The organism is Sphingomonas abietis (assembly GCF_027625475.1).
In the GTDB taxonomy this organism is placed as follows: domain Bacteria; phylum Pseudomonadota; class Alphaproteobacteria; order Sphingomonadales; family Sphingomonadaceae; genus Solisphingomonas; species Solisphingomonas abietis.
Window position 1 is genome coordinate 1,264,369 of sequence record NZ_CP115174.1, and the last position, 20,618, is coordinate 1,284,986.

Here is a 20,618-nt window from a genome sequence, read left to right on the forward strand (position 1 = left end):
CGGTCAGATCAGGCCGTTGCTGGCGAAGACATAGCCTTCGCCGCGCGCCGATCGCAGCGGCAATTCCATGTGCGCGCAATCCCACACCTTGCGCCGCAACCGCGAGATCACCGTATCGAGCACGCGCGAGTGGGACGGATCGCCGTCGATGGCGGCGCGCAGCAGGCGGCGCGGTTGCACGACACCGGGCTGGCCGACGAGGATCCGCAGCATCCCGAACTCGCTGTGGGTGAGGCGGATCTCGCACTGATTGGGCGCGACCAGCGACCAGCGCTCTTCATCGAGGTGCCAGCGATGCTGCTCCTCGCCGGCGCGCGCCGGGCCGACGGGACGCACCAAGGCGCCGCGCGCATGGTGGCGGATTTCGTTCCTGATGATCGCGGCCAACTCTCGCGGGTCGACATCGGCGCCCACGACGTGATCGGCCCCGTGAAGCCGCGCCATCAGCCGGGATTCGGAGGAGGCACGGGGCAGGATCAGGATGATCCGCGCATCGGTGCCGCCCCGGATATCGGAGAGCAGCAGATGCAGCGCCGCGCCGTCGATATGGGCATCGACGATCAGGACGACGCCCGACAATTTCGGCAGGCTGCGGCCGCCCGGTCGCCATTCCCGGCTGGCGGCGCGGCCGCCCGCCTTGATGACGGCGGAGCGCACCGCCAGTTCCGGTTGCGACCCTATTCCGACGACATCGACCAGGGGCAGGCCTTCGCTCAGCCGCTCATCCCGGTCGGCCCTTCCCTCCAGGCCTGAAACAGAGCTCACCAAACCCAAGGATGCGATCCATGATCGTTTCGACTCGGACTGGACAATAGCCCATCTGTTCCTAAACATTGGTTAGTCGGCGAAGTGCCTGCGGCCGACCGGCGTGTCGCAGCGTAGCACCGGAAAATAAGTAGCCATCCACAACTTGCCGCAGCGAAATGATGACGATCGTGGAGACTTGGATATCCAAAATGCGGTTCTTCGGGATGCTGCGTGATGGCTGCGGCCTGTTGCCGCATGTCGCTGCGGGTGCCGCAAAGGCGCTGCCGGAATCGCGAACGGCACGACCTCATGCCGATTGATCCTTTTGCGCCGACGGGCGTTGGCGGGAAGGGACTTTACATGGGGGGCAGGCTTGGACAGGAGGGGCAGGGCTGCCAAACTTGGTGGTTTCTTAAAAGGCTCTGCGCGCTCCGTGACGGCTAGGGTACAGAGTTCGGCCGGCGCGGAGATCGTCGGATGCCCGGATTGCGGTACACGCCAGCGTCTGCCTGCGCCGCGCCGCGCGACGGTGACGCGTTGCGTCTCGTGCGACGGCACGCTGGAACGCACCCATGGCCGTAGCCTGTCGGCCGCTCTGGCCTGTTCGCTCGCGACCTTGCTGTTCCTGATCCCCGCCAATCTCTCGCTGTTCCTCCGCACCGATGCGCTGGGCGTATCGAGGAGCAGCCACCTCGCGTCCGCGGCGGGGGCGATGCTGGCGGATGGCTGGCCATGGCTGGCGCTGATCGTGCTGCTGTTCGTGGTGGTCTTCCCGCTGGTCCGCTTCGGGTTGCTGACGGCAGTGCTGGGTTTTCTCGAGTTCGGCCGGGTCGAGCCCTGGATGGGGCGCGCCTTCCGCTGGTCCAACCGGCTGGAGACCTGGGCGATGCCCGACGTCTTCCTGCTGGGCCTGGCGGTCGCCTATGCGCGGTTGGCCGCCTCGATCGCGGTGCGGGTGGGGCCGGGCGCCATGGCCTTCATCGCGGCCGGCGTGCTCGCGCTGGTTGTGCGCGCCACGCTCGACAAGGCGGCGGTGTGGGAGCGGATCGCCCCCGATACGGCGCCCGCCGATACGGCGGAGGCGATCGAGTGTCAGGATTGCGACCTGCTGCTGCCGGCCCATCACGAAGGCCGGACCTGCCCGCGTTGCGCCGCGCCGGTGCGTCGCCGCAAGCCGCAGAGCATCAGCCGCACGATCGCGCTGACGCTGGCGGCGCTGCTGCTCTACATTCCGGCCAACATCTATCCGCTGGCGACGCTGCCGATCAATTACCAGCCGACCAAATACACCGTGCTGGAAGGCGTGATCGATCTGGTGCAGGCGGGCCTGTGGGATCTCGCCATCCTCGTCTTCTGCGCCAGCTTCCTGATCCCGTTCCTCAAGCTGGTCGGGCTCGGCTGGTGCGTCTGGTCGGTGCTCAGCCGTTCCAACCGCCACCTCGTCGCCAAGGCGCGGACCTATCGCGTGGTCGAAGAGATCGGGCGCTGGTCGATGGTGGATCCTTTCGTGATCGGCGCGTTCGTGCCGGTGATGAATTACAACGCCCTGATCTATGGCCGTGCCGAGGCGGCCTCCGTGCCGTTCACCGCCGTGGTGGTGCTGACCATCATCAGCGCCAAGACCTTCGATCCCCGCCTGATGTGGGACGCCGCCAGGAGACCTCAGTGACCGACGACCGCCATCAGCCGACCGGGGATGATGATCTGCCCGAGGCGCGCAGCGTCCGGAGCCGCTGGCCCGGCCTGGTCTGGGCGATCCCGCTCGCGGCGCTGATCATCGTGGCGTTTCTGGGCGTCCGTGCGCTGACCCGCCAGGGCGTCGAGGTGAAGGTCACCTTCGGCAACGCGGAAGGGGTCACGCCCGGCAACACCAAGGTGCTGGTCTCCGGGGTCGAGGCCGGCGAGGTGTCCAAGGTGCGGGTCTCGCCCGACGGGCATCATGTCGAGGTGACGCTGAAGCTCGATCCGCGCGAGAAGGCGGCGCTCAACAGCAACACCAAATTCTGGCTGATCGGCGAAAATCCGAGCATCACCGATATCCAGTCGATCCGCGCCGCCGTGGCGGGCGTGATCATCGCGATGGCGCCCGGCACCGGCGGCGCGCCCCAGCGGACCTTCACCGGGCTCGACCAGCCGCCGATCGTCCCGCCGGATGCCAAGGGCACCACCTATTTCATCACGTCCAAGACCGGCTCGATCCAGCCCGGCGCTTCGGTGAGCTATCATGGCCTCGCCATCGGCAAGGTGGTCGATAACGGTCTGCTCGGCTTCGATCATTTCCGGATGCGGATGTTCATCAACGCGCCCTATGACCGGCTGATCAAGCCGGGTGCCGAATTCTGGTCGGGCAGCCCGCTCAAGCTGTCGCTGAGCGGCGCCAGCATCTCGGCGGGCCTGTCGTCGCCGGCCGCCGTGCTGCAGGGCTCGGTGCAGTTCGAGCTGCCCCATGATGCGAGGGCGGGGCCGCAGGTGCCGGAGGGCGCGACCTTCACCCTCTATGACGACGAGCAGACCGCCGAACAGGGGCCGACCGGCCCCGAAATCGCCTATCGCATGTTGCTGAATGGCGAAGCCGGGGATCTGGCGCCCAACGCCAGCGTGTCGATGCTCGGTTATGCCGTCGGCCGCGTGCGCGGCGCCAAGCTGCGTTTCGCGCCCGGTGGCAAGCCCTACACCGAGGCCACGATCGCGCTCTATCCGCGCAAGCTCGATATCGACCTGCCGGATACCGCGCCCCACGATGATTGGCGGACGGCGACCGACCGGACGGTGTCGCGGCTGCTCGCACAGGGCTATCGCGTGCATCTCGTCCAGTCGCCGCCCCTGGTCGGCGCGCATGTCGTGCAGCTGTCGGCCGACCGCGGGGCCACGCCCGCGAGCCTCGGCCATGATGGCGGCCTCTATCCGCTGCTGCCGGTGGCGGAGGGTGGCGGCGGCGCCGACGATCTCGTCGCCAGCGCCAACCAGATATTGCAGAAGATCAATCGCATCCCGATCGAGCAGATCGGCGACAATCTCGGCAAGATCAGCGCGAATATCGCCCAGATCAGCGGTTCGGGGCAGGTGCGCGACAGCATCGCGCATCTCGACGGCACGCTGAGGCAGCTCGACGCTATCCTGACGGAGGTCAAGCCGCAGATCGGGCCGCTGATGACCAAGCTCAACCAGACTGCCGACGAACTCCATGGCACCGCCGCTGCGGCGCGCACCGTGTTGTCGGGCGAAGGGGCGATGCAGGATCGCAGCCTGCCCGATGCGATCCAGCAGATCGACGAGATGTCGCGCTCGATCCGGTCGCTGACCGATTATCTCGGGCGCCATCCCGAAGCGCTGATCCGTGGCAAGGCAAAGGAGAAGAAATGATGCGCGCTTTGCCCCCTGTCGGCCTCGTCGCGCTGCTGGCGCTGGCGGGCTGCACCAGCCCCAAATCGATCCTGCTGACGCTCGATGCCGCCCCGCCGGTGCCGGCCGCGGTCCACGCCGGTTATCACGGCCTGCCAATCCTGGTGCCGGCGGTGCATCTGCCGGCCTCGCTCGATCGGGCGGAGTTCGTCCATCAGGAGAACGCCGGCGAGGTGAAGGTCGATGATTTCGCGCGCTGGACGGCGCCGCTCGGCCTGCTCGCCCGCGATGCCTTGATCCGCGACCTGACGGCACGCTTGCCGGCCGGATCGGTGCTGCCGCCGGGCATGGTGGCGGCGCGCGGCCACGCCCGGACGCTCGACGTCACGATCCTCGGCGTCCAGACCGCACCGGGCGCAGCGACGATGCAGGTCGCCTATCGGGCCTTGCCACACGGGGCGGTGCAGCAACTGCAGCTGACCACGACAACGACCGGAATCGCGCCGGTGCCGGTCGCGCAGGCTCTCGGCGTGCTGATCGGCCAGCTGGCCGACCGGATCGCCCAGGATGCGGACAGCGGGGGCTGAGGCCCTCGCCGATCATATGACGCCACCGTATCAGGCTCTTGTGTAGCCAAGATATTTCTTTGCTACGGCGGCGGAACGGCGGGAGCCATTTACCTGCTCCAGACGCTGACTCCTCAGGAGGATGCCGCGATGAGCGTGATATGGGAATTGCCGCGTGCCGGATCGCCCGGCTCGCTGACGTCGTTCGGAGTCCAATTGCGGCGGAGCTTTGGTGATCCGCTGTCATCGATGGACGACCGCATGACCGAACTGATCGAGCAGCTATATAAGATTCCAGGCGATCCCGTCCGGATCATCCGTCAATCGTGACCTTGGCCATGATCGACCAGTCACGATCGCCCAAGCCAGCGCCGACCGTCTCCTTCATGCGACCATGCACGGCATCGAGCATCGGCAATGGCCGGCCTGCACCGGAGGCGGCTTCACGGGCGAGCCGGAGATCCTTGAGGCCGAGCGTCGCCTTGAACCCCGGCTCATAATCTCCCTTGGCGATGGTGGCGGAATAGACCTGATAGGCACGGCTGCCGAACAGGGTGCCGAGGATCAGGTCGAAAAAATCGTTGCGCGGCAGTCCATGAGCTTCGGTCAGCACCACGGCTTCGGCCATCGCTTCGATCGCCATCGTGATCATCATGTTGCAGGCGATCTTGGCGGCGTTGGCGGTCGGCGGCTCGATGCCCATGTCCCAGATGCGGCCACCGATCACCTCCAGGATCGGCCGAACCGTCGCGACCGCCGCCGGATCGCCGGCGCTGAGGATATGGAGTTCGCCCTTGGCGGCGACATCCGGCCGGCCGAGCACCGGGGCGGCGACATAGGCGATCCCGGCCGCCGCGTGCGCCGCCACGAGTTCATGCGCGAAGGCGACGGAAATGGTCGAGGCGACGACATGGACGACACCCGCGCGTGCGCCGGCCAGCAGATCCGGGGTCAGCACGACCTCACGGAGGGCGTCGTCGTCCGACAGCATGGTCAGCACGGCGTCCGCGTCGAACGCGTCGGCCGGGGAGCCGAGCATCGTCACGCCGTCGATCGATCCGCCCGAGCGGTTCCAGGCGCGGACATCATGGCCCGCCGCGGCAAGGTTCTTCGCCATCGCACGCCCCATCTGGCCGAGGCCGATGAATCCGATCTGCATAGTCTCTTCCTTCCTTGTCTGGCGTGATCCCGAAGACGATCGGGGCCGTGCCGGTCCATGCGGACCACGCCGCATCTGGTCACATCGCGGCGGCGCGCACCCGCATCGGCTTGATGGCCGTGAACTGCGCCACGTCGGCCATCACCGCCTGGGTTTCGGGGGCCGCCATCGCCGCGGTGAGCGCATCCGCATCGCGGAAACGCAATTCGCAGATCGCGATGGTGCCGGGCTCGTCCACGGCACGGAAGAAAGCGGCGGCGCTTTCCAGTCCGTGAGGCTGCCACGAGCGGGTCAGGAGCGGGATGTGCTGCGTCACATAATATTCGCGATCGAAATGCGTCTCCGGCGTGCCCTGGTAGGAGACGTAGACGATGGTCGGGCCGGTCTGCTCTGTCATGCTGCTGATCCTCGTTCGTCGGGAGAAGGGGTAACGCTCAGGCGCCGAAACCGCCGTCGATGGTGTGCATCGCGCCGGTGATGCCGCCCGCATGGGGTCCGGCAAGGTAGAGGACGAGGCTGGCCACGTCGTCGGCGGTGCCGTGCCGCTTGATCGCCATGACGCTGTGCATCATCGCGGCATGCGGCCCGTCCGCGGGGTTCATGTCGCTGTCGGTCGGTCCCGGCTGAACGACGTTCACGGTGATGTCGCGCGCCCCGAAATCACGCGCCAGCCCGCGCGCCATGCCCTGCAGGGCGGATTTGCTCATGGCATAAGCGGCCAGGCCGTCGAACGGCATCCGATCGCCGTTGGTGGAACCGATGACGATAATGCGGCCACCCGCCGGCATCGCGCGCGCCGCTTCGACGCTGGCATGATAGGCGCCGCGCACATTCACGTCGATCAGCCGATCGACCGCATCGGCATCCAGCGTCAGCGGATCACCGGTGAGGAGCAGGCCGGCATTGTAGACCAGGATATCGAACGGCGCCTCAGCCCGCACCGTGCCCACCAGCGCATCGCGATCCGCAGCATCGGAGCGAACCGCCCGCGCGCCCGTCTCGTCGACCAGCGCCGCGGCGGCATCGGCCGATCCCGCATAGGTGAAGGCGACGCTCGCGCCCTCGCCGGCAAAGGCCCGCACGATCGCCGCACCAATGCCCCGGCTTCCGCCGACGACAAGCACCTTCCGTCCCGAAGACTCCGCCATTACATGCTCCTTGAATAAACTAGCGAGTGCTACATATATATCAAAGGGGAGGCTTCAAGGCCCTATCGTCATGCATGATCAAAACCGCAGGAGCCGGGGGCGACCCCGCATTTTCGATCCCGAGAAGGCTGTTGTCGCCGGGCAGCGGCTTTTCCACGCGCATGGCTATGAGCAGGTCGGTCTCGCCGCGCTCACGGCGGCGATCGGGGTGAATCCACCCAGTTTCTATGCCGCTTTCGGCAGCAAGGCGCAGTTTTTCGGGCGGGTGCTCGATCGCTATGCGGCTGCGGCGCTGGCGCTCGAGGATATCCTGCGTCCCGGCCGCCGGCCGGTGGAGGCGCTCGCCGATCTGCTCCAGCGGGCGGCTTCCAGCTATGCCGCCGATCCCGATGCGCGGGGCTGTCTGGTGCTCGAGGCGTTGCGGGGTGATCCCGCCGACGAGCATGTCCGGCTTGCGAGGCTGACGGCGGAGAGGCGGCGTGAGCAGCTTCACGCCTTCATCGCCGCGTCGCACCCGGCGGTGGCATCGGCGGCCACCGATTTCGTCGCCAGCACCATGTCCGGCCTGTCCGCCAGCGCGCGGGAAGGGATGGAGGCGGAACGGCTGCTGGCGGTCGCGAGGCTGGCGGCTGGCGTGCTGCCGTCCTTGCTCGCAGCAGGCTGAGCGGCGCAGGGCCGCCGCGCGCTCGCCTACCAGGGCACCGTCTGCCCGTGGCGATCGAGATAGCGCAGGCCGCGCCCGCCCTGCTGGGCGAGCAGCACGTCGACGATCGGGGGAATCGTTTCCTCCAGGCCGAAGGGCGCATCCGGGCCGCCCAGCGCGGTGCGGATCCAGCCCGGCGCCATCAGCAGCATCGCGCGCCCGCTATCGGCCTGGCGGGCGGCGAAGCTCCGCATATACTGGTTCAGCGCGGCCTTGCTGCCGCGATAGACATCGTTTCCGCCCCGCACATTGTTGGCGATGCTGCCCTGTCCCGAGGACATGACGCCGATCACGCCGTCTGCCGGCACCAGCCCCTCCAGCCCCTCGACGGTGCGCATGACGCCCAGCGCGTTGGTGACCATCACGCGCACGAACTCCTCCGTCGGAACGGTGGCGATGGTCTGGCGCTGATCGCGATCGGCGGTGCCGGCGTTGACGAACAGGATGTCGAACGTCTGACCGGCAAGGCGATCGCGCAGCGCCGCGATCTGATCGGCATCGGTGATGTCGAGCGTCTCGATCGCCACCCGTCCGGGGTTGGCCTCGGCCAGATCATGCAGTTCCGTCCGGCCGCCCTGCACCGTGCCGGTGACGTTCCACCCCCTCGTCAGCAATTCGGCCGCCATGGCGTGACCCAGCCCGCGCGATGCGCCGACGATGAGGATAGTGTTCGGTTCGGCATCGCGGGTCATCGGGAGATCGCCTCTACGTCAGGAAACGGGGTCATGGTGTCGCAGGCGGCATAGGCGACATGACGATGGTGGCGCCAGACGCACGCCACGCATGATATGATTGCATGAAACGCCCTGTCTCGACGGCGGGTTTCCGCTATGCGGAACCGATGGACGATATCGACCTGAACCTGCTCACCGCCCTCGACGCGCTGCTCGAGGAAGGCAGCGTGACCGGCGCGGCACGGCGCCTCGGCCTGAGCGCGTCGGCGATGAGCCGCACGTTGGCGCGGCTGCGTGGAATCATCGGCGACCCCTTGCTGGTGCGCGCCGGGCGGGGGTTGGTGCCGACGCCCCGCGCCGCCGAGATCCGTGATCGGGTGCATGTCCTCGCGCGTGATGCCCGGGCGGTGCTGCGCCCGCAGGCGGATCGTGTCGACCTCGCGACGATCGCGCGGACGTTCACGATCCGCGCCAGCGAGGGCTTCGTGGACCTGTTCGCCGCACCGCTGGTCGCCGCCCTGACGGCGGCGGCGCCCCGCATCCGGCTGCGTTTCTCGCCCAAGCCGGACAAGCATTCCGATCCGCTCCGCGAAGGCGAGATCGATCTGGAGATCGGGGTGCTGGGTGCGTTCGCCCCCGAGGTGCGGACCCAGCTGATCCTTCGGGATGGCTTCGTCGGCGCGGCGCGCGCCGATCATCCGCTGCTGGCGGCACCGTTGACGGCCGAGCGCTATGCGGCGTGCGATCATGTCGTGGCCTCGCGCCGGGGCCGCTTCACCGGGCCGGTCGACGAGGCGCTACGGCAGATCGGGCTGGAGCGGAATATCGTCGTGGTCGTGCCCGGCTTTCCCGATGCGATGCGGATCGCGCGACGATCGGACCTGATCGCGCTGGTGCCGCGCTCCTGCCTGCACGGCGACGATCCGCTCGCCATGGGGCTGACCGCCTTCGCGCTGCCGGTGCCGACCCCCGAAATCCAGATCTCGGCGATGTGGCACCCGCGCATGGACGCCGATCCGGGCCATCGCTGGCTGCGCGAAACGGTGATCGCCGTGTGTCGTCGGGCCGCGCCCTCCTATGCGATGGACGCGCGATGATTGGTGGCTTGCAGGCCGGCGAGCTATGCCACATGTCATGCCGCATGACCGCCCTTTGCCCCTCCCGCCTGTCGGCGACATGATGATCGGACCTGTGATGACGGCCGGACGGCACCCTTCGTGACCGGCCGGCATGTGGCGATCGTGGGCGGCGGTTTCACCGGCACGCTGCTGGCGATCAACATCCTGCGCCATGGCGGCCCGAGCGTCACCATCATCGAGCGGCGCCCGCAGACCGGGCGCGGCGCCGCCTATTCGACGATCCACCCCGAGCATCTGCTCAACGTGCGGGCGGGCAATATGAGCGCGCTGCCGGATGATCCCGATCATTTCGTCCGGTGGCTCGATGCGCGCGCGCTCCAGCCATCGTCGGGGTTCGTGCCGCGCCGTATCTATGGCGATTATCTCGGCGAATTGCTGGCCGAGGCCGTCGCGCAGCATGGCGACCGCCTGCGGCTGGTGCAGGGCCAGGTGGTCGACGTCGACGGGGCGGGGGCGGCGATGAACCTCCGTCTGGACGACGGGCGCCGGATCGCGGCGGACGTGGTCGCGCTGGCGTCCGGCAATCTCCTGCCCGCCGCGCCGCATGGGCTCGATCCGGCCACGCTGTCGCCGGGCTGCTATGTGCCGGACCCTTGGTGCATCGACATCGCATCCGATCTCGCGCCGGACGACAATATGGTCGTGCTCGGCACCGGGTTGACGATGGTGGACGTCGCGCTGCTGATGGACGCACGGGGCTTCGAGGGGCGGATCCTGGCCTTGTCGCGGCGGGGCCTGGCACCGCGCGAACATGTCCATGGCGGGGTGCCGGGCGGCCGCAGCGAACGCCCCCGGCCGACCGCCATCGCGGCGACGCGGGCGTTGCGCGCGCGGTCCCGCGAAGTCGATTGGCGGGTCGCCGTCGACGATTTGCGGCCCTTTACCCAAAGCCTGTGGCGGGCGATGGCACTTCCCGAGCGCCAGCGCTTCCTCCGCCATCTGCGCCCCTGGTGGGACGTGCATCGCCACCGGATCGCGCCGCATGTCGCCGAGCGGCTCCAGCGGATGCAGCGCGAAGGCCGGCTGGAGATCGTCGCGGGCCGCCTGGTCTCGGCCACGCCGACGGCGGCAGGGGTGGAAGTGCGGTATCGGCCGCGCGGCGGGGACGACATCCGCACCCTGACCGCCCGGCGGCTGGTCAACGGCACCGGACCCCAAGGCGATCTCGCGACGACATCCGATCCGCTGCTGGCCGCGCTTCATCGTCGCGGGATGCTTCGCCCCGATCCGTTGCATATCGGCATCGATGTCGATCAGGATTCGCGCGCGATCGACACCGCCGGCGGAGCGTCGGACAGTCTGCTGGTGCTGGGGCCGATGACCCGCGGCGCCTTCTGGGAGATCATCGCCGTGCCGGATATCCGGCGGCAGGTCTGGTCGGTCGCGCGTCGCCTCGCCAACGCCCAGTGGGTCGAGGGCGACGGGCTCTGAGAAGCTCGCCAATCTCCGCAGTCACTGGGGCGGCATCGAGCCACAACAAGGCGATGATTCTGTCGATCCGATCATATCCCAAACGAAAGGGGCGAGCCCCGCACGAATTCTAGAATGCGCGAATGTGTGCAGATATTTCCAAATGTGTCGATATCGACATTCTTACTGGGTCGATATCGGCATCATGTTTCTGCGTATTTCGTTTTGCGTTGCGATATTGTGACACATCTTGCGAATTTCGGTCGGATCGACGCGCTTAGATTGACGAACCCTAGTCGTTGTCATGCTGTGCCATCAGGACCGGGAGGTTCGGGCAGCAGTAGGGGTTTTGTATGCGCGTATTTATCGATAGCGGCAGCATGGGCCGAAAGTCATTCCAAGTAAAAAATGTTCGTGCCGCCCTGATGGCAGGTGGCGCTTCCCTCTATCTGATGCTGAACGCCACGGCCGCCCTTGCCCAGACGGATTCGACAGCCCAGCCTTCGGGACAGACGCCCGTCCCGGCAACGCAATCAGATTCGCCTTCGCCGTCGAAGACCGAGGCCACGCTTCCGAAAAACGAGATCGTGGTCACCGGATCCCGGCTTAGCCAGAAGAGCGTGACGGATCTGCCTATCTCGATCCTGAGCGGGCAGACCATCAACGATCAGGGCTACACCAATATCGGGCAGGCGTTGACCAACTCTCCTGCATTCGGCGTCCCAGGCAACAGCAATGTCGGTTCGCAGGGTTCGTTCGGTGCCGGCCAGACCTTCGTCAACATGTATGATCTCGGTGCGCAGAGGACTCTGGCGCTGGTCAACGGCAACCGGTTCGTCAGCTCTTCCACCTCGTCGCTGTTCGGCGCAGTCCAAGGTTCGCCGGTTGATCTGGGGCAGATCGCGCCCGGCCTCGTCGATCGCATCGACGTCGTTTCGGTGGGTGGTGCGCCAATCTATGGTTCGGACGCGATCGCCGGCACCGTCAACATCATCCTCAAAAAGAATTATCAGGGCGTCGAACTCGACGGCTCGCAGGGCATCTCGCAGAAAGGCGACGGGCAGGACTATAATTTCTCGTTCCTCGCCGGCAAGAATTTCGCCGATGGGCGCGGCAATATCACGGCCAATGTCTATTATGATCACCAGTCTGGTCTGACGACGGCGGATCGCAACATCACGAGCAGCGAAGGCCCGTTCTTCGGCTACAATCCGGCGGGAAACTATCAGTATCAGCTCTACAAAACGGGCGGGTATAAATACTCGATCTTCACGAACACCGGCCTGCCGATGGTCGCCGACTCCTATCCGATCATCTCGGGCCAGCCCTATGCCAGCGTGACCAATGCGGCAGGTCAGGCGCTCAACTTCAACAAGTCGGGCCATCTTACGCAATTCACCGACGGCATCCCCTTGGCAACTGGGGACTCGGAGGTCGGCGGCGATGGCTTCCCCATCAACGACTATGGAAATCTCCTGACCGAGAGCAAGCGCATCCAGGGCACCTTGCTCGCCAATTACGAGCTGACCGACCATATCCGCTTCCATGGCGAATTCTGGGCGAGCCACGACACCGCCGCCAATCTCGCCGATCAGCCTTATTACAGCACCGCCGACTTCGGTGATCCCGCCGGCACCGCGAACGGCAACCTGATCCTCAACACGAGCAACCCCTATCTCAGCGCGGCGGACTCGGCGACGATCAACGCCGCCGTCAACGCTGCCAACGGCACCAACAACGCCAGCAACGACTTCTATCTAGCACGGGCCAATACCGATCTCGAAACCGGTGCCTTCCGTTCGACCACCAATTTGTGGCGGATCGTCGGCGGCCTCGACGGCGATTTCACCATCGGCAGCCGCAACTTCACCTGGGACGCGACGGTGAATTACGGCCACGTCAGCACGGTGACGTCCGAACGCGAACTGGTCACCCAGAACTTCTTCAACGCCCTCGACGCGGTGGTAGGGGGCAATGGTCAGATCCAATGCGCATCGGGCTACACCAACGCCAGCATCCAGACGGGGAGCAGCACGTGCGCGCCGCTCGATATCTTCGGCGCCGGCAATGAAAGCCAGTCTGCGCTGAATTACGTCACGGCGCTGGCCAAGACCCACCAGGTCGATACCCAGTTTGATGCCGTCGCCGACGTCAAGGGTTCGATCCTGACGCTGCCCGCGGGCGATGTGAAGATCGTGCTGGGCTACGAGCATCGCCGCGAAAGCCAGAGCTTCGATCCGGGCGCTTTCTATCGCGGCGAGGAGCAGAGCGACGGCAGCTATGTGCAATATGGCAACAGCATCCCGATCACGCCGGTCGCCGGTTCCTACAACACCAACGAAGGCTTCGGCGAACTCGCCATTCCGCTGGTCAGCCCGGACATGCATGTCCCGTTGATCCACAGCCTCGATCTGAGCGGCTCGGCACGCTATACGGACAACAGCCTCACGGGCGGCTTCTGGTCCTATACCGGCGGCGGCACCTATTCCCCGGTCAGCGGCGTGACGTTCCGTGGCAACTATACGCGGTCCTTCCGCTCGCCGTCGGTCACCGAACTATTCTCGCCGACTGGCTCGACGTTCGAAACCGCCAATGATCCGTGCGATCCCCGCTTCATCAGCGGTGGCGCCAACCCCGCGCAGCGCGCCAAAAATTGTGCGGCGGAAGGCATTCCGACCGATTTCGTGTCGCATGTCGCCGACGCCACCGCCGAGGGCAGCTCCGGCGGCAACGTCAACCTGCAGAACGAGAAGGCAGACAGCTGGACGGCCGGCGGCGTGCTGCAACCGCATTTCCTGCCCGGCTTCTCGCTGTCGGCGGACTATATCAGCATCAATATCGCCAACGAGATCACCGAGGCGGGGCTGACCAACGAGATGGATGCCTGCTACGATTCAAGCGACTTTCCGTCCAACCCCTATTGCAGCACGTTCACGCGCGACGCCAATCATCAGGTGACGTCGTACACCGACAATTTCACCAACATCGCAATCGAGAAGTTCCGCGCATTGCAGGCGGGGATCGCCTACAGCTTCCCGCTCGACCGTCTCGGCCTGCCGACGGGCGCCGGCGCGCTCGATCTTTCGGCGACCTATCTGCATACGTTCAAGCACTTCACCAAGACCGGCGAGGCCGATCAGGAGGAGGTGCTCGACAATGTTTCCAATCCCAAGGACTCGGTCGTCGCCAACATCGATTGGAAGACCAATCGTTTCGACTGGCTGTGGACGGTAAGCTATTACGGGCCGACCGATGTCGATCCCAACAATTATGATGCCTATCAATATCCGCGCGTCAGTCCCTACTGGATGGCGGACACGTCCGTCGGCATCAAGACGACCAATCACTTCGATATCCGCCTGATCGTCGACAATGTCTTCGGCCTCAAGGTGCCTTTCCCTTACGGCAGTTCCTATTCGGAGAATAAGGATTTCGACGCGATTATGGGGCGTTACTTCCGGGTGAACGTCAAAGTTAAGATGTAGGAAGCGAGGGGGCCGTGCGTTCGGATGCATGGCCCCAGCTGTTGGCGCCGATGGGAGCGGCTCGGCTCTTCCGTTTCGTTGGCCGCAAAGGCTCTACGGATCGATGCCGGAGCGATGGATGCCGCATCGCAAGATAGCGGCACGATATCGTAGACATTGGAGGCCCAGCACGTGGTGGTCGGAATCGATGGATCAGAAGCGTCGGCAAACCCCGGCCTCGTGTGATTGGCGGGCGGACCCGCCGATCGACGTTGGACGTCCACTCGCATGAAAGCCGCATCCCGTTCGGCAGAGATTAATAATCGTGGGCCATATTGATTGCAGTGCAGCATTTCAGAGCGAGACCGATTCTGATGACCAGCAACGATGCCAATGACCATGTCGAGAGCCCTGCATGTGTGATGCGCCGCATCTTGGAAGCGCAGAATGATCTCTCCGATGAGCAGCGCGACTATATGGAAAAGATGGAAGCCTATCTTGACGGGCCGGGCCACGATCAGTCGGCGTAACGTGGGTGGGCGGGCCTGACGATCGGACCCGCTCGGCCTGCCGGTGACGCGCATCGGAAGCGCACCGATCGGCGGCTATACCGTTTCGCTTCGGACGAAATCGACGAAAGCCCGCATCGCCGCAGGCAACTGCCGGCGACCCGGATAATAGAGATAGAAGCCGGCATAATCGGGGCACCAATCCTCGAGCAGGCGGACCAGCCGGCCGCTGGCGAGCAGCGTCTCGACCTGGCCCTCGAACGCATAGGCCAGTCCGATCCCGTCGAGCGCCGCCTCGACCATCAGCGACTGGTCGTTCATCGTGAGCGGGCCATCGACCTCGACGGCGATGTCGACGCCGCCGCGCTCGAACTCCCAGGCATAATGGCGGCCGCTGTCGAACCGCAGGCGGATGCAGGGCAGCGTCTTCAGATCCTCCGGGCGAGCGGGGCGGGGATGGCGTTCCAGAAAGGCCGGCGAGGCGACCACGGCCGAGCGCTGGCGCGGCCCGATCGGCAGGGCGATCATATCCTGGGCGATGGTCTCGCCGAAGCGGATGCCGGCATCGAAGCCGCCGGAGACGAGATCGATCAGCCCGTTGCTCACCACCAGATCGACCTTGACCTGGGGGTGGGCGGCCAGGAACCGGCCGACGATCGGGCGCACCACCATTTCGGCCGACGACCGCGCGCAGTTCAGCCGGAGCGTGCCGGCGGGAGTCCCCCTGAAATTGTTCAGATCGTCCAGCGCATCGTCGATATCCCGGAAGGCCGGGGCGACGCGCGCATAGAGCTGCTCGCCGGCCTCGGTAAGCGCGACGCTGCGGGTCGTGCGGTTGAACAGCCTGACATCGAGCCGTTCCTCCAGCGCCCTGAGCGCGTGGCTGAGCGCGGACGGCGTGCAGCCCATCTGATCGGCCGCACGGCGAAAGCTGCCGTGGCGGGCGATGGCGAGGAAGCTCGCGAGGTCACCGGGATCGATCGGGCGCATTGCTGAATATTGCTCACTACCCTGACGAAAATCCAGTCGATTATCTCATTGCTTTCCCCAGAGTAGGACCATGCGCAGGGGCCGGATCGCCCGACGTTCGAATGGAGGCACATCATGCGTATCTGGTTCATTACCGGGGTCAGTTCCGGCTTCGGGCGGGCGATCGCGGAGGCGGCGCTGGCAGCGGGCGATGTGGTCGCCGGCAGCGTCCGCAAGGAAAGCGACCGCGCCGCCTTCGAGGCGCTGGCGCCCGGCCGTGCCCATGGGGTGCTGCTCGATGTCACCGACGAGGCGGCGATCCCCCTGGCGATCGACCGCATCGAGTGGGAGATCGGCGCGATCGGCATCCTCATCAACAATGCGGGCTATGGCCATGAAGGGCTGGTCGAGGAATCGACGATGGACGAGTTGCGGCGGCAGTTCGACGCCAATGTCTTCGGCGCCGTCGCGACGATCAAGGCGGTGCTGCCCCGGATGCGCGCGCGCCGCGCCGGTCATATCCTCAACATCACCTCGATGGGCGGCCTGATGACGATGCCGGGGCTCGCTTATTATCATGGCAGCAAGTTCGCGCTGGAGGGCATCTCCGAGAGCCTCGGCAAGGAGGTGAAGCATCTCGGCATCCACGTCACGGCGATCGAGCCGGGCTCGTTCCGGACGGATTGGGCGGGCCGATCGATGGTGCGGGCGGCGCGCTCGATCGCCGATTACGACGCGCTGATGGACCCGATCCGGGAGCGGCGCCAGGCCGCGAGCGGCAGGCAGCTTGGCGATCCGGCCCGGCTGGCGGCCGCGGTGATGACGCTGGTGGCGGCGAACGATCCGCCGGCCCATCTGCTGCTCGGCTCGGATGCGTCGCGGCTGGTGGCCGAGAAGCTCGCCGGCTTGAACGCCGAGTTCGAGGCCTGGGAAGAGGTGACGCTGTCTACCGACATGCCGGTTTGACGGCACGTCCATGTCGCGGCGCCGGGCGTGCGGCGGTCCATCCTTGCCAGCAAGGGCTGGCCCGGCGCGAGGGGTTCGCGCCGGGCCGTCGGCCTAATCGGCTTAACGCGCCTCTGCTGCGGCGATGGCGTCGCGCCCCGCCGGAATATGCGCCGGCGCGGCCTCGTCGGTGACGGCCTGCCAGACGGCGTCGGCGACATCGCCCGATTCCGTGATCGGCCCGCTATCCTGTTCCCAGCCGGCGAAGACCTGCTGCACCATCTCCGCATAGGGTTCCGGGAAGCCGCCCGTCATGCGCGTCCGTGCATTCTCGCCGAACCGCGTGTCTGGCGCCCGGCCGGGCAGCACGACGCGGGTGCGGATGTTGAACGGCGCCAGCTCCAGCGCGATGACGTCGGTGAAGGCGTTTACCGCCGCCTTGCTGGCGGTGTAGACCGACAGCAAGGGCAGCGTCTTGAGAGTGACCGACGATGTCACATTGACGATCACGCCGGCGCGACGCGCGCGGAACTGCGGCAGCACGGCCTGGGTCATGGCGATGGTTCCGAGCGTGTTGGTCTCGAATATCGCGCGCGCATCGGCCATCGGCGTGCCTTCGAGCGCGTTGAGGAAGCCGATGCCAGCATTGTTGACCAACGCATCGATCGGCCCGGCCGCTTCGATGGCGGCGGCGATGCTGGCGGCATCGGTCACGTCGAGCGCGACGACCCGGAGGCGATCGGACGGGGGCAGGATGTCGTCCTTGGGCGAGCGCATCGTCGCGACGACGTCCCATCCGCGATCGGCGAAGAGGCGCGCGGTATCGAGGCCGAAGCCCGAGGAACAGCCGGTAATCAATATGGTGGGCATATCATCATCTCCTGTCAGGGACGGGAGAGAGATAGATTTTTGCACGCGACCTTCTACAATCGAACGTCCATGATCCGTTAGCGGCCGTCCAGAAATGATCGATCCCCTCGCGCAGGTGGTGAGCCTGCTGCAACCCGACCTCTCCTATTCCAAGTTCGTCGAAGGGGCGGGCGCCTGGCGCGTCCGGCGGGCCGAACAGGGCCGACCTTTCTTCTGCGCCATGTTGCAGGGCGCGATCCGGCTGGAGGTGCAGGGCAGCGACCCGATCGTCGTGGAGCAAGGCGATTTCGTCCTCATTCCCGCGGCCTATGATTTCGCGTCGTCCAGCCTCGCCGCCGGCGTGACGACGGACCTCACATCGATGCCGACCGAGGTTCGTCCCAACGTCTTCCGGATCGGAGATCAAGAGGCCGAACCGGACCTTCGCATGCTCATCGGCTATTGTGCCTTCGGTTCGACCGATTCCGCGTTGCTGGTGACGCTTCTGCCGGCCCTGATCCATGCGCGGGGCGAGGGACGGCTGACCACGCTCATCCAGTTCGCCGTGCAGGAGTTCCGCAGCGAGAGGCCGGCGCGCGACGTCGTGCTGGCGCGGCTGATGGAACTGCTCTTCATCGAGGCGCTCCGTTCATCCGGGCCGCATTGCCCGAGCGGGGTTCTCAAGGGGCTCGGCGACGATCGCGTGGCGGCGGCGATCCGGTGCATCCACGAAAGCCCCACCGAAGCCTGGACCGTCGCCAATCTGGCGAGAGCCTCCGCCATGTCCCGATCGGCATTTTTCGATCGCTTCCGGCAGACCGTCGGCATGTCGCCGATGGAATATCTCCTGCATTGGCGGATGATCCTCGCCAAGAATCTGCTGCGTCTGCGGGAGGGCAATGTCGCGCAGATCGCCCGCCGGGTGGGATATGGTTCCGCCAGCACCTTCAGCGTGGCGTTCACCCGCCACGTCGGGGTGCCGCCCAGCGTCTATGGGCGGGAACTGGAGGCCGATTGAACGGTCACGGAGGGCAGCCGGTCAATTGCCGTCGGCGTCGACCATGAACCACATCGGCTTGCCGCGGGACGAGGGCTCCCAGCCGGCCAGCAAGGCGGAGCGGACACCCCGCGCGACAATCGCGTCGTTGATCTGGAGGCGGCCCCGCTGCAGGCCTTTCAGCAAGCGCTTCGGCGGCGGGAATTCCAGCAAAGCACCGCGCTGCGTGTCCTTCTGCAGCAAGGCGATCGTCATGCCCTGCCAGCCATCGGACTCGCTCCACTGCGGTTCGCGCCGGACCTCCCACTCATATTGAGCGCCTTCGACGTCGACGATACCGGCAAGCCTGTGGGTCTGAAGCATAGCGATATGCGTAGCATGGTTAGGATGGCATGACATCAAAGTCCCTCTGGCCTGCTGGTGCGATGCCGTGATCACGGTTGCGCCTGGGAGCCGGTAGAAGGATGGCTAGGTGCGGATCACGAGGATGCAGGGAAGGATGGGAACGGATCATGAGTGAATGGAATCGCCGCGAACTGGGGATGATCGGGCTCGGCGCCGCAGCGCTGGCGACGACGGGGCCGGCGACGGCCGCCGCCGCCGCGTCGGGGGCGGGAGCCCAGCCGGCAGGGAATGGCGGCCCCTTTCCTCCCGATTTTCTCTGGGGATGTGCGACCGCATCCTACCAGATCGAAGGTGCGGTCAAGGAAGATGGGCGTGGCGAGACCAATTGGGATGTCTTCGCCCATACGCCGGGGCGGGTTGCCAATGGCGATACGGGCGACGTCGCCTGCGACAGCTATCATCGCTACCAGGAGGACACGCAATTGTTGAAGGCGATGGGCGTGAAGGCCTATCGCATGTCGCTCGCCTGGTCGCGGATCGTGCCGGAGGGCAGGGGGCAGGAGAATCCCAAGGGCCTCGATCATTATGATCGGGTGATCGACGATCTGCTCGCCAACGGTATCACGCCCTATGTCACGCTGTTCCACTGGGATCTGCCGCAGGCGCTGCCGGGGGGCTGGCAGAACCGCGATACCGCTTATGCGTTCGCCGACTATGCGGCATTGGTCGCCCGCCGCCTGTCGGATCGGGTGAGCCACTTCATGACGGTGAACGAACTGCGCTGCTTCACCGATCTCGGCCATATGCAGGGTATCCACGCGCCGGGCCTCAAGCTGCCGCCGGCCCAGGTCAACCAGGTGCGCCATCATGGCGTGCTGGCGCATGGCCTCGGCGTCCAGGCGATCCGCGCCCACGCACGGCGCGGCACCCAGGTCGGCCTTGCCGACAATACCAGCTTCTTCGTGCCGGTGATCGAGACCGAGGCGCATATCGCGGCCGCCCGCAAGGCGACCCGCGAGGTCAACGCGATGTTCCTCACCGCGATCATGGAAGGCCGGTATATCGACAGCTATCTCGAGGCCGAGGGGGCCAATGCGCCGAAGGTGCAGGACGGCGACATGAAAGTGATCAGCAGTCCGGTCGATTTCGTGGCGCTCAATGTCTACACCCCCTCCTATGTCCGGGCGGACGATGCGGCGCCGGGCTATGTCGTCCTGCCGCACCAGCCATCGTCGCCGCGCATGGCCTCGCCATGGCTGTATGTCGGGCCGGAGGTCGCCTATTGGGGCGTGCGCTGCGTCCATGACCTGTGGCAGCCGAAGGCGCTTTATATCTCCGAAAATGGCTGTTCGGCCGACGATCAGATGGTCGACGGTCGCGTCGATGATCCCGATCGCGTCATGTATCTGCGCAACTATCTCGGCCAGTTCCAGCGGGCCACGCGCGAGGGGCTGCCGCTCAAGGGCTATTTCCTCTGGAGCCTGATGGACAATTACGAGTGGGCGGATGGTTATGGAAAGCGCTTCGGCGTCCATTATGTCGATTTCGCCACGTTGAAGCGGACCCCGAAGCTCAGCGCGCAATGGTATGGCGAACTGATCCGTCGCAACGCCCTGGTCTGATCAGGGCGAGACGGCTCCGCCGGGTCGTGG

Annotated in this window: 20 protein-coding genes; 12 read left to right on the top strand and 8 right to left on the bottom strand. The window is 65.9% G+C overall.

Annotation, left to right across the window (positions count from 1 at the left end; all coding sequences use genetic code 11):
* Positions 1-3 precede the first annotated feature (3 nt).
* Positions 4-765, bottom strand: coding sequence for a response regulator transcription factor (locus PBT88_RS06175; RefSeq protein ID WP_270078336.1), 762 nt, complete (start codon positions 763-765; stop codon positions 4-6).
* 415 nt (positions 766-1,180) lie between these two features.
* On the opposite strand from PBT88_RS06175, the gene PBT88_RS06180 reads away from it, so the two are divergent.
* The 4 genes from PBT88_RS06180 to PBT88_RS06195 all read left to right on the top strand — a co-directional run bounded on the left by PBT88_RS06180 (position 1,181) and on the right by PBT88_RS06195 (position 4,985).
* Positions 1,181-2,416 carry a paraquat-inducible protein A gene (locus PBT88_RS06180; RefSeq protein WP_270078337.1) on the top strand — a complete coding sequence of 412 codons (1,236 nt, stop codon included), beginning with the start codon at positions 1,181-1,183 and terminating at the stop codon, positions 2,414-2,416.
* Positions 2,413-4,110: a PqiB family protein gene (locus PBT88_RS06185; RefSeq protein WP_270078338.1), complete on the top strand. Its 1,698-nt coding sequence runs from the start codon at positions 2,413-2,415 to the stop codon at positions 4,108-4,110. The genes PBT88_RS06180 and PBT88_RS06185 overlap by 4 nt, the downstream gene beginning before the upstream one ends.
* Positions 4,110-4,676 carry a PqiC family protein gene (locus PBT88_RS06190; protein ID WP_270078339.1) on the top strand — a complete coding sequence of 189 codons (567 nt, stop codon included), beginning with the start codon at positions 4,110-4,112 and terminating at the stop codon, positions 4,674-4,676. The genes PBT88_RS06185 and PBT88_RS06190 overlap by 1 nt, the downstream gene beginning before the upstream one ends.
* Positions 4,677-4,805: 129 nt before the next feature.
* Positions 4,806-4,985: a hypothetical protein gene (locus PBT88_RS06195; protein ID WP_270078340.1), complete on the top strand. Its 180-nt coding sequence runs from the start codon at positions 4,806-4,808 to the stop codon at positions 4,983-4,985.
* Here the strand turns inward: PBT88_RS06195 and PBT88_RS06200 are convergent.
* From PBT88_RS06200 to bdcA, 3 genes are all read right to left on the bottom strand, one after another.
* Positions 4,969-5,814: an NAD(P)-dependent oxidoreductase gene (locus PBT88_RS06200; protein WP_270078341.1), complete on the bottom strand. Its 846-nt coding sequence runs from the start codon at positions 5,812-5,814 to the stop codon at positions 4,969-4,971. The two genes, PBT88_RS06195 and PBT88_RS06200, sit on opposite strands and share 17 nt — an antisense overlap.
* A gap of 79 nt (positions 5,815-5,893) precedes the next feature.
* Positions 5,894-6,211: an EthD family reductase gene (locus tag PBT88_RS06205; RefSeq protein WP_270078342.1), complete on the bottom strand. Its 318-nt coding sequence runs from the start codon at positions 6,209-6,211 to the stop codon at positions 5,894-5,896.
* Positions 6,212-6,248: 37 nt separating this feature from the next.
* Positions 6,249-6,962, bottom strand: coding sequence for an SDR family oxidoreductase (gene bdcA, locus PBT88_RS06210; protein WP_270078343.1), 714 nt, complete (start codon positions 6,960-6,962; stop codon positions 6,249-6,251).
* A 70-nt stretch (positions 6,963-7,032) separates the two neighbouring features.
* Between bdcA and PBT88_RS06215 the strand changes: the two genes are divergently transcribed.
* Positions 7,033-7,626, top strand: coding sequence for a TetR/AcrR family transcriptional regulator (locus PBT88_RS06215; protein ID WP_270078344.1), 594 nt, complete (start codon positions 7,033-7,035; stop codon positions 7,624-7,626).
* A 26-nt stretch (positions 7,627-7,652) separates the two neighbouring features.
* Here the strand turns inward: PBT88_RS06215 and PBT88_RS06220 are convergent, their stop codons facing one another.
* Complete coding sequence (locus PBT88_RS06220; protein WP_270078345.1) at positions 7,653-8,357, bottom strand: SDR family oxidoreductase; 705 nt, start codon at positions 8,355-8,357, stop codon at positions 7,653-7,655.
* 104 nt (positions 8,358-8,461) lie between these two features.
* Between PBT88_RS06220 and PBT88_RS06225 the strand changes: the two genes are divergently transcribed.
* The 4 genes from PBT88_RS06225 to PBT88_RS06240 all read left to right on the top strand — a co-directional run bounded on the left by PBT88_RS06225 (position 8,462) and on the right by PBT88_RS06240 (position 14,882).
* The gene (locus tag PBT88_RS06225; RefSeq protein WP_270078346.1) at positions 8,462-9,436 is read left to right on the top strand and encodes a LysR family transcriptional regulator; all 975 of its coding nucleotides are present in this window, start codon (positions 8,462-8,464) and stop codon (positions 9,434-9,436) included.
* A gap of 120 nt (positions 9,437-9,556) precedes the next feature.
* The gene (locus PBT88_RS06230) at positions 9,557-10,909 is read left to right on the top strand and encodes an FAD/NAD(P)-binding protein (protein ID WP_270078347.1); all 1,353 of its coding nucleotides are present in this window, start codon (positions 9,557-9,559) and stop codon (positions 10,907-10,909) included.
* A gap of 599 nt (positions 10,910-11,508) precedes the next feature.
* Positions 11,509-14,373: a TonB-dependent receptor domain-containing protein gene (locus PBT88_RS06235; protein WP_270078348.1), complete on the top strand. Its 2,865-nt coding sequence runs from the start codon at positions 11,509-11,511 to the stop codon at positions 14,371-14,373.
* A gap of 353 nt (positions 14,374-14,726) precedes the next feature.
* Positions 14,727-14,882, top strand: a complete 156-nt coding sequence (locus PBT88_RS06240) for a hypothetical protein (RefSeq protein ID WP_270078349.1) — start codon at positions 14,727-14,729, stop codon at positions 14,880-14,882.
* A gap of 75 nt (positions 14,883-14,957) precedes the next feature.
* On the opposite strand, the gene PBT88_RS06245 is transcribed toward PBT88_RS06240, so the two are convergent.
* Positions 14,958-15,851 carry a LysR family transcriptional regulator gene (locus PBT88_RS06245; protein WP_270078350.1) on the bottom strand — a complete coding sequence of 298 codons (894 nt, stop codon included), beginning with the start codon at positions 15,849-15,851 and terminating at the stop codon, positions 14,958-14,960.
* Between the two features lie 114 nt (positions 15,852-15,965).
* On the opposite strand from PBT88_RS06245, the gene PBT88_RS06250 reads away from it, so the two are divergent.
* Positions 15,966-16,796: an oxidoreductase gene (locus PBT88_RS06250; RefSeq protein WP_270078351.1), complete on the top strand. Its 831-nt coding sequence runs from the start codon at positions 15,966-15,968 to the stop codon at positions 16,794-16,796.
* Positions 16,797-16,898: 102 nt separating this feature from the next.
* On the opposite strand, the gene PBT88_RS06255 is transcribed toward PBT88_RS06250, so the two are convergent.
* Positions 16,899-17,645 carry an SDR family oxidoreductase gene (locus PBT88_RS06255; RefSeq protein WP_270078352.1) on the bottom strand — a complete coding sequence of 249 codons (747 nt, stop codon included), beginning with the start codon at positions 17,643-17,645 and terminating at the stop codon, positions 16,899-16,901.
* 94 nt (positions 17,646-17,739) lie between these two features.
* On the opposite strand from PBT88_RS06255, the gene PBT88_RS06260 reads away from it, so the two are divergent.
* Entirely contained in the window at positions 17,740-18,642 is a 903-nt protein-coding gene (locus PBT88_RS06260; RefSeq protein ID WP_270078353.1) for an AraC family transcriptional regulator, read from the top strand.
* Positions 18,643-18,663: 21 nt separating this feature from the next.
* On the opposite strand, the gene PBT88_RS06265 is transcribed toward PBT88_RS06260, so the two are convergent.
* Entirely contained in the window at positions 18,664-18,984 is a 321-nt protein-coding gene (locus PBT88_RS06265; protein WP_270078354.1) for a hypothetical protein, read from the bottom strand.
* Between the two features lie 149 nt (positions 18,985-19,133).
* Here PBT88_RS06265 and PBT88_RS06270 point away from each other — a divergent pair, with 149 nt between their 5' ends.
* On the top strand, positions 19,134-20,588 hold the full coding sequence (locus PBT88_RS06270; RefSeq protein WP_270078355.1) for a GH1 family beta-glucosidase: 1,455 nt from the start codon (positions 19,134-19,136) through the stop codon (positions 20,586-20,588).
* Positions 20,589-20,618 lie beyond the last annotated feature (30 nt).

What these genes read in the sequence shown, in the direction of transcription:
- PBT88_RS06190 (WP_270078339.1), top strand. Translation starts at nt 4,110, where the DNA reads ATGCGCGCTTTGCCCCCTGTCGGCCTCGTCGCGCTGCTGGCGCTGGCG.
- PBT88_RS06195 (WP_270078340.1), top strand. Translation starts at nt 4,806, where the DNA reads ATGAGCGTGATATGGGAATTGCCGCGTGCCGGATCGCCCGGCTCGCTG.
- PBT88_RS06200 (WP_270078341.1), bottom strand. Translation starts at nt 5,814, where the DNA reads ATGCAGATCGGATTCATCGGCCTCGGCCAGATGGGGCGTGCGATGGCG.
- PBT88_RS06205 (WP_270078342.1), bottom strand. Translation starts at nt 6,211, where the DNA reads ATGACAGAGCAGACCGGCCCGACCATCGTCTACGTCTCCTACCAGGGC.
- bdcA (WP_270078343.1), bottom strand. Translation starts at nt 6,962, where the DNA reads ATGGCGGAGTCTTCGGGACGGAAGGTGCTTGTCGTCGGCGGAAGCCGG.
- PBT88_RS06215 (WP_270078344.1), top strand. Translation starts at nt 7,033, where the DNA reads ATGCATGATCAAAACCGCAGGAGCCGGGGGCGACCCCGCATTTTCGAT.
- PBT88_RS06220 (WP_270078345.1), bottom strand. Translation starts at nt 8,357, where the DNA reads ATGACCCGCGATGCCGAACCGAACACTATCCTCATCGTCGGCGCATCG.
- PBT88_RS06225 (WP_270078346.1), top strand. Translation starts at nt 8,462, where the DNA reads ATGAAACGCCCTGTCTCGACGGCGGGTTTCCGCTATGCGGAACCGATG.
- PBT88_RS06240 (WP_270078349.1), top strand. Translation starts at nt 14,727, where the DNA reads ATGACCAGCAACGATGCCAATGACCATGTCGAGAGCCCTGCATGTGTG.
- PBT88_RS06245 (WP_270078350.1), bottom strand. Translation starts at nt 15,851, where the DNA reads ATGCGCCCGATCGATCCCGGTGACCTCGCGAGCTTCCTCGCCATCGCC.
- PBT88_RS06250 (WP_270078351.1), top strand. Translation starts at nt 15,966, where the DNA reads ATGCGTATCTGGTTCATTACCGGGGTCAGTTCCGGCTTCGGGCGGGCG.
- PBT88_RS06255 (WP_270078352.1), bottom strand. Translation starts at nt 17,645, where the DNA reads ATGCCCACCATATTGATTACCGGCTGTTCCTCGGGCTTCGGCCTCGAT.
- PBT88_RS06260 (WP_270078353.1), top strand. Translation starts at nt 17,740, where the DNA reads ATGATCGATCCCCTCGCGCAGGTGGTGAGCCTGCTGCAACCCGACCTC.
- PBT88_RS06265 (WP_270078354.1), bottom strand. Translation starts at nt 18,984, where the DNA reads ATGCTTCAGACCCACAGGCTTGCCGGTATCGTCGACGTCGAAGGCGCT.
- PBT88_RS06270 (WP_270078355.1), top strand. Translation starts at nt 19,134, where the DNA reads ATGAGTGAATGGAATCGCCGCGAACTGGGGATGATCGGGCTCGGCGCC.